The organism is Clostridium sp. DL1XJH146 (assembly GCF_054819755.1).
Genome location: NZ_JBTVVN010000085.1, coordinates 1 through 3,882 on the forward strand (window position 1 = coordinate 1; position 3,882 = coordinate 3,882).

General features: G+C 28.5%; 3 protein-coding genes. 1 reads left to right on the forward strand and 2 read right to left on the reverse strand.

Going from position 1 to position 3,882, the window contains the following annotated elements:
* The first annotated feature begins 174 nt into the window (after positions 1-174).
* Positions 175-252: a peptidoglycan-binding domain-containing protein gene (locus tag ACVHXK_RS18545; protein WP_461207898.1), complete on the forward strand. Its 78-nt coding sequence runs from the start codon at positions 175-177 to the stop codon at positions 250-252.
* Positions 253-861: 609 nt separating this feature from the next.
* Here the strand turns inward: ACVHXK_RS18545 and ACVHXK_RS18550 are convergent.
* Complete coding sequence (locus ACVHXK_RS18550; protein ID WP_461207896.1) at positions 862-2,073, reverse strand: zinc ribbon domain-containing protein; 1,212 nt, start codon at positions 2,071-2,073, stop codon at positions 862-864.
* Positions 2,070-3,575 carry a hypothetical protein gene (locus tag ACVHXK_RS18555; protein ID WP_461207897.1) on the reverse strand — a complete coding sequence of 502 codons (1,506 nt, stop codon included), beginning with the start codon at positions 3,573-3,575 and terminating at the stop codon, positions 2,070-2,072. The genes ACVHXK_RS18550 and ACVHXK_RS18555 overlap by 4 nt, the downstream gene beginning before the upstream one ends.
* Positions 3,576-3,882: the final 307 nt, after the last annotated feature.

Below are 3,882 nucleotides of genomic sequence, written 5' to 3' on the forward strand. Positions count from 1 at the left end.
TAGAGAGTTTAGATGAGTTGGAAAAATATTTTTAAAAGCAAGTCTGCCTATAGGCAGACTAAGACCCCTAGGGGATATGAACAAATATTCACAATTTATTAATAAAATGTTATTTGCCCCTGGGGGTCTTTGTGAGGTGATGCGGGCGACGAACTTGTTAATACATATTTAGCTGTGCTGCATTTTCAACAAGAACACCACTTACTAGTGGATGGAATAGTTGGGCCGGAGACTTGGGGAAAGCTTTTTTGATATCAGATAAATATACTTTAGGGTTATGAATGTTATTACCATCGACAGCCATAAAAATCAAAAGTAGTTTTAAAAAACAAATATAAAGATTTAAGAATTCGGCCTCATAAAATTTGATGCTGAATTTTTTGTTTATTTACAAAGAATTTTTATAGGCAGACTAAGACCCTCAGGGAAAACAAACATTTACAATATATTAATTAACTACTTAAAAGAATATGAAAGTATAACTAATAAAGAAGCTAGAGAAGTAACAGAGTTATCATCTTCAGGTGCTAGAAAAGTGTTTGAGGGTTTAACACATAAGAAAATAATAATTGCTTTAGGTAATAAAAAAAGTAGATATTATAAATTAGACTTATCAGAGTAACATTGTCCGATAAAAGCAAGCAAAATGAAGGACAAAACAAGGGTATCAGGTACTTCCCGATATATGCAGACTAAGACCCCTAGGACATATGAACAAATATCTACAATTTATTAATAAATTACTATTTACCTCTAGAGGTCTTTGTGAGGAGACATGGGAGACGAACTTGATTTCTATCGAAATCAATTGCATAAATATAGCGACAGTCAATTGAATGATTATCGCTACAATTTTTTATTTTAGTCAATTTTAGCACCACATTTGATACAAAAACTATCATCACTCTTATTTACATAACCACATTTAGTACATTTACCCTTCGCAACTTTTGAAGCATTTACAATTGGTTTCCCGCATTCACCACAAAAATTATAACCTTCAGTTATTTTATTTCCACAGAAAGGGCAAAAATTTATTGTATCAGAATTGTTATCCTCAGTTAATTTTGATGTGATTTCTTTTTCAGCATCTAGTAGGGCATTTCCGTCTTTGAAAAAATACCTAATACTTTCTATAAGTTCAATAGTAGCTACAGATTTTATAACAATTTTCCCATTGTTTACTTCTAATGAAATAATATCATTTATTCCAAATTGTAAGTATATAACCCCTAGAGAAATAACAGTGTCGTCAATACATGCTCTACCAACATTTAATGAGCAAACATTTTGAATCAATAACATTCTATCAGCTAGAATTCTAGTATTTTCACTCAAAATATAACCAGAATTAGATTTTTCAATTATTTTCTTGATTTCTAAATCATGAAGACAATTATCAATTGCCTTAATATCAAGTTCGTTATCTTTATATTCAATCATATTCATTAAATAAGCTAATACATTATGAAAATTATTTTCCTTACTATTAATTAATTGGATTATGTCACTTGAATATGCCTCTTTTATCTTTAAATTTTCACCGTTAGAATTTTCAAAAGACTCTCCATTTGCTAATATGTTAAAATAATTTCTTCTATAAATTTCAATAAGAGCAAAAAGAACAATTGCCTGATTTTTATCTAATTCTTCATTAAAATCGCTACTTTTTACTAGACTTTGTCCTGAAAATTGAGTTATTATATCTGTGATTTTGTCTATGTTTGTAATACTTATATTTACGCCTTTATTTTTAGTCTGTATCAAGGCTGATTTTTGTTCGTTCATAGAAAAATAATTCGTATATTCTAATAGATCTATTCCATTAAAAAATCTTAATCTTACATAAGCTTTTGCTTGCGCTAAGATTTTATAAATTTCATTGAACTCTTCCGAAATTTTACCGTTACTTTGTAAAACACCAGCGCTAACCAACCCGGACATATCATTATTATCTAATTTTTCTTTATGTCCATAGGCTAATGGAGATAAGAATGTATATTCTGTGTTTTGTAATTTTGCAATACCTTTAAGTAAATTAGCATTCAAGAAAAAATTTTCGTTTTTAATCATAGATTTAGTCCCCCTTTAATTACAGTATTTATACCTTTCTGAACTTGTCCTTTTGTATTTTTATAAAAATGTTTTTTGATAGTATTTCTAATCTGCCTAGAAGTTTTATTATTGCCTTTAATTTTTTTATTAATATAATCTAAGGAATTGTTAGAAATATTAATACCATCTTTTTTCCCGCCGTTATAACTTGGTAATTTATCAGAAATACCATCTGAAACAATATCAAAAGCTACATTCTTTGAAGATTTTTCAAATGACTTACCCATATTTTCTAGAGTAAAACCATCCTTATAACCAGTTTTTACGGCATCTTTAACATAAGTAAATATGTGTTTGGCTCCTTTATATTTCCCTTCTGTGTATCCTTCAGCAACGTCAGTCATCCCTTCAACGAAATTTGCGCCTATTTTGTCTACTGCATTTGAAAAAGACTTATCATTACTATGAAGATATTCTGAAGTTCCTACTAAAGTTTTTTTACTTACTGTATAAACATTTTTAACCATTTTTCCTGCTGGGCCAGTTATATTTTCTAAAAAATCAATGGAAGAATCACATCCGATTTCAATACCCTTTGCTATATTTGTAGAATATCCATACATTTTATCTACTGTATCATAATAAGAACTTTGATCTTGATTATACTCATTGCGTATACGAATCTTCTCTTTTTTATTTAAAGACATAAATTCATCAATTTTATTTTCTGTAGTTGAATCTGATATTTCCATATCATTATTATAGTCAGTGTACGATAGATCTTCTATGATTTTAAGATCTTCAATATTAGCAGCGTCTTTTTGAATGTTTTTCTGTTTATTTTTTTTCTTATTAATCTTTCTTAAAGCAAAGTATGATCCAATTGCACCAACAGTGAAAATAGCTACAGTACCAAAAGGAGACTTGTCAGAGTTATTATCACTATCATCGTTTAAAGTTATTTCATCGTCACCAGTTACTCCATTATTTTCTATACTATTATCAATAAACTTTTCTCTTTGACTTGCAATCTCATTATAATCTAGAGTTTCAATATTACTTGTTTGTCTATAAACAACATATCCCTCCCACAAATGAATATAAGTATGCTCTACGTAAAAGTCACATTTTCCTTCTTCATTTGGTTGGAATTTTTCAAAAGGAAGCCTGATTTCATCACCATAAACATCTTTTTCTTCAAAAATTATTCCAAATTCATTACAGGTAATTGATATATAGTTTACCTCATTATTGCTATCTAAATGAATTCTGTAACCATTATTTTCAATTAATTCAACTTCTGAAACTGTTGAATTATCATATTTTATGCCAGTAAATGAAGGTTTTAAAATCCACATATCCGACTGATAATCAAATGTAGCACTCATATTCGATGAGGGCATTTGAGCTAAAAACTCTTCAGTTGCGTCGCCCATATTATAATCCTTTGCTAAGGCTGTCCATGAAAATATTATTAAAAAACTAAATACTAATCCCAATGTTAATTTAAGCTTCTTCATTACATTTTATCCCCCTTTATCTTTTGATTTCCGAAACCATGAATTAAAATATATTATATCTACTAATAATAGTTTATCAAATATGATATAAGAGTACCAGATACTTTTCCATAAGCAAGTCTGTCTAACACACTCAGGGTCATGAATAATTTACTAATGATTCGCAAATTTGAGAACTTGTATATAAAAGTATTTTAAAAAAGAACAGAAGTTTGTATAAAATAAACCGGTATGGAAATAATAGTAATTAATGAATTAACCGGTTTATTCAAAATAAGTATAGAAAGAGATGATTAAAATAGATTAT